The sequence below is a fragment of the Wolbachia endosymbiont of Tuta absoluta genome, assembly GCF_059414725.1.
Window position 1 is genome coordinate 1 of the sequence record NZ_JBNRJY010000362.1, and the last position, 4,033, is coordinate 4,033.

The 4,033-nt window shown below is 32.8% G+C and carries 4 protein-coding genes and 1 pseudogene; 2 read left to right on the top strand and 3 right to left on the bottom strand.

Translation table 11 applies throughout. The features are described from left to right. Window positions 1-570, bottom strand: a 570-nt coding sequence (locus ACJ5GX_RS03835) for an FAD-dependent monooxygenase (protein ID WP_495292719.1), incomplete at its 3' end; no start/stop codon positions are given. Between the two features lie 161 nt (window positions 571-731). Here ACJ5GX_RS03835 and ACJ5GX_RS03840 point away from each other — a divergent pair. After that, window positions 732-1,367: a hypothetical protein gene (locus tag ACJ5GX_RS03840; RefSeq protein WP_052264692.1), complete on the top strand. Its 636-nt coding sequence runs from the start codon at window positions 732-734 to the stop codon at window positions 1,365-1,367. A gap of 225 nt (window positions 1,368-1,592) precedes the next feature. Here ACJ5GX_RS03840 and ACJ5GX_RS03845 read toward each other — a convergent pair whose 3' ends face one another. Next, window positions 1,593-2,261 (bottom strand): septal ring lytic transglycosylase RlpA family protein, encoded by a 669-nt coding sequence (locus ACJ5GX_RS03845; protein ID WP_012481726.1) that lies wholly within the window; start codon window positions 2,259-2,261, stop codon window positions 1,593-1,595. Between the two features lie 26 nt (window positions 2,262-2,287). On the opposite strand from ACJ5GX_RS03845, the pseudogene ACJ5GX_RS03850 reads away from it, so the two are divergent. Continuing rightward, window positions 2,288-3,116 (top strand): annotated as a pseudogene (locus ACJ5GX_RS03850) (Mur ligase domain-containing protein); the annotation flags it as partial. Between the two features lie 440 nt (window positions 3,117-3,556). On the opposite strand, the gene ACJ5GX_RS03855 reads toward ACJ5GX_RS03850, so the two are convergent. Beyond that, complete coding sequence (locus ACJ5GX_RS03855) at window positions 3,557-3,907, bottom strand: MFS transporter (RefSeq protein ID WP_264685825.1); 351 nt, start codon at window positions 3,905-3,907, stop codon at window positions 3,557-3,559. Window positions 3,908-4,033 lie beyond the last annotated feature (126 nt).

The window sequence follows — 4,033 nt, forward strand, 5'->3', positions numbered from 1 at the left end:
GTGATGTAATTCATGTTTTACATTAAATACCATGCTATTTTGTTTATAATCAAATTTTATCATTGGTATAGAAAACAACTCTGGCAACCTAGAGTTTTTACCTTCAGCACAGATAAATAGTGATGATATCAATTTTTGATCATTATCAAGAGTAACTTCCATGTATCCTTCGTCACAAGAGATTGTTTTATAGGAACGTGGAGAATATATATTGAGTTTATGCAAAAAATTTTTATTGATTGCATTCCATATAATAGCGCTCTTGATTACATAGCCCATTGGCTCTTCACCAACCATTTTATGGTCATAATGCACAGTAAATGGACTATCTCCATCTAATATGCATATATCAAGTATTGGTTCAGTTTCGCCTTCTAAGAGCCGCCAAATCCCTAATTTTTCTAGTATTTTTTTTGATCCTTGAGAAATGGCAAATGCTCGATTATCATCAACTGCACGTGGTAAACTATTTTTCTCAATTACGGCTACAGATACAGAGTCATTACTCAGGCCAATAGCAGTAATAAGACCAATTAGCCCACTACCTGAAATGATTACATCGTAATTCATTTTATTAACCTAAAATTATATTATACCCATTTTGAAAATAGTTTAAACGAACTTTGTAGACACTGAACTTCTCATTACTATCTTAGTTATAACCAAAATAGTAATAAAATATTAATTATTTTACACTAAATTAGGTCTAATTTTATTAAAGGAGCTAGATTATGACTACAGATTGCAAAAAAGAATTACTAAATTGCATTAGCAAGTACAGAGAAGAACTTGCAGAAAATAAAGCAGCAATTAGACAAACTTTAACTAGCGATAAAATTAATATAAGCGATTACTTTTATAAGGGTGATAAAATCTGTAACAAAGAGCTGTTTAACATAGGAAGTGAGTGTCAAGATAAAAAATATGGTAGTCGACAAGAATATACGTATGATGAGTGGAAGGAAAAAATTGAAAAACCTCATGCTAAAGATTTGCTAAAGATGTTACAAAATGAAATCAAAGGTAAAATATTAAAAAGTTTTGAAGATTATGAAAAATATCATAAAAATTCTACTGAAGCTATAAAAAGAGAATTAGACATAGATTCAAAATTAAAGGCAATACTCAAAGAAAAGCAACAACCAGAAACTGATGAAACTCGAGCATATTATGACGTTATACGAGGTTTATATGAAAATGGAGACATGCGCTCTCAACTAAAGTGCAATGATCTTGATTGTTTTAATAGAACAATAGAAGATAATCTATCTCAAAAACAATCCGAGCTAGCTGCTATAAAGGATGACTTTTTGGATAATACGCAAAATATTTTTCAACATATTCAAGTTGAAGATAGTATTTTTTAGAGAAATAAGATTATGCTATTTTTTTTAATGAAATTTCTTAAGTGGTAGATTATTTTTTACAGCTACATCTGAGGTAGCTGTCACTACCTGAAATGTAACAAATAAAATACCAATCTTAAATATTGCTATATTTCACGATAGTTTCTCAATTTAACGCACATGCTTTTGGAACATTCTCATTTGTCAAATAGTTTCTGTCATGCTACACAATCTGTAATGCAGGTTTTAACTTACTTTTACGCAATATTGATCATTCTTGAAAAGCAATCTAACATTTTCTATTCCTTGATTACGAAGCTTTGATGCAGCTGATTTAGCTACCTGAGCGTTTACAAAAAATGCTACATATCCCTTACTTTCTGCATTGTTTTGTTTTGGGTGACGTTTCTGCATTTCTTTTTCATATTGCCTTTTGTAATGAGGAGTATTTTGTATCAATTGTTCTGACCTCTTTCTTAAGTACTCGACTTTTACCTTCGCAAGCCCAGACTTATGAAGTCCTAAAACTTGTGCTGCTTTTTCTGACAAGTCTATTATTCTACCTTCAACAAATGGCCCTCTATCATTAACTCTTATAACAAGCTTTCTTCCATTTTCTAAATTAGTAACACGAACAAAGCAGGGTAGGGGCAAGGTCTTATGTGCTGCAGAAATCAAGTGACGATTAAACACTTCACCGTTAGCTGTAATTGTGCCATGATCTTCTATTCCATACCACGATGCTATTCCTACTTCCTCATAACAGCTACAGTATTTTGGGTGGTAGGTGATACCATTTATTGTATAGCTATTGCCAATTTTATAATGACCTGCGGTGTGATTACACCTATTGCTAAAACTACAACTACTCATCAAAACGAATATTAGACATAGAAAGGCTAGTTTTTTTATCATTGTACTTAGTGAAATGGTTCGATACCATGAGGATTTTAAATTATACTATAATAAATTTAGTAATAAGTAAACGTCTACTGCCAAATATGCACAGCACTAAAAAAGAAGTAATACATATAATCGGTATAGGTGGAATTGGAATGAGCGCAATTGCTGAAATTCTTCATAATTCCAGTTATAAAGTTCAAGGCAGTGATACGCGATCAAACGACAATATAGATAGGTTACAAAAATTAGGTATAGAGGTCTATATTGGTCACGATGCAAGTAGTATTAGACAAGCTCAAATAGTTGTACATTCTTCCGCAATAAAACCTGATAATGTGGAGCTAGTTGCAGCAAGAAATAACAATAAAACCGTTTTGCATAGGTCAGACATGCTGGTTAAAATTATGAAAGGTAAATATGTGATAGCAGTTTCAGGTTCAAGTGGCAAGACGACGACGACAGCTATGATTGCTTCCATTTTTGATCATTCTGGTGCTGACGCCACTGTAATTGTTGGAGGAATATTAAATTCCTATCAGAGTAATGCAAAACTTGGCAAAAGTGACATTTTCTTAATTGAGGCTGATGAGTCTGATGGAACTATGTTAAAAATTCCTGCAGATATTGCTGTTGTAACAAGTATTAATGACGACCATATAGACCATTACGGTACATTTAACGACATCAAAAATGCGTTTTCTAGATTTGTAAACAACGCGAATTTTGCTATTTTGCCTGATTCTGCAGACATCAATCATGATGCGAGTAATTCTATAAAGTTTTGGTTTGGAAATGGTAAAATTAGAGCTAGCAACATCAAACAACACAATAATAGCATAGAATTTGACGTGCTGATTAGTATAAACGAAAGTAATCGTATTCCATTGTCCACTACTCGAGTAGTTGAGAGTGGTGGAATAAAAGCAGCTCTTGATTCGTCACTTCAATGCTTGAAACTGGATTCTCGTTTCAATGTTAAACAAGATACTATAGAATTTAAGAGGACAATCCCTAGAAAATCTCTACATTCAAAAAAAGTAAATCGTACTAATGCTATTTGAACAAGCTAGCGTAAAAGTAAGCTAAATTTTTTAAGGTACAAAAATAGCAAGAAACAGTTGTTTGAAAAAAATTGGAATTTGATTGGATTGCTGAAAATTGGCTCTCAAACTTTAGACGCATGAGCAAGATAATACTCTTTAACTAATATAGATTAGGTGATTTGGAAGAGATACATCTAGAGCAGCCAGCAAAGTTACAATACATATTACCGCAATAACTAGAAATGAGAAGGATCTATATGGTGATTATAGATTTTTCCAGACCTTGAAAACAATAAATAGACAGTAAATTAGAACTACTGCAAAAAAAACAAGAATAGCTACACTGGTTGCTTGACCATCGTAAACGTAGCTTGTTAAGCCGATAAAAATAGCCATGATAGAAGCTCTAATAAATGAAATTGCAGAAGAAGTTGTGCCTTTCATTTCAGGGAAAATATTTAATGATGCATTGAAAATGACTGCTTGACAAATTCCACAGCCAATACAAAAAATAACCATAGACAGCGTTACTAAGTAGTAAGCACTGGGCATGATTATACTGAATATTAAAAGTGATAGGGATCCAATAGCAATTACGCCCTTACTATTACCCACAAATATAAAGTTCGTGAGCAAGTCGCCATCCTTCTGCTAGATCAAAGAGACGTCTCCATCCTTTCCAAATAGTAATGGGGCCTGGTTCTAGATCATTTTTTCTAGCCAAATGTCCTCCAAGTTGAG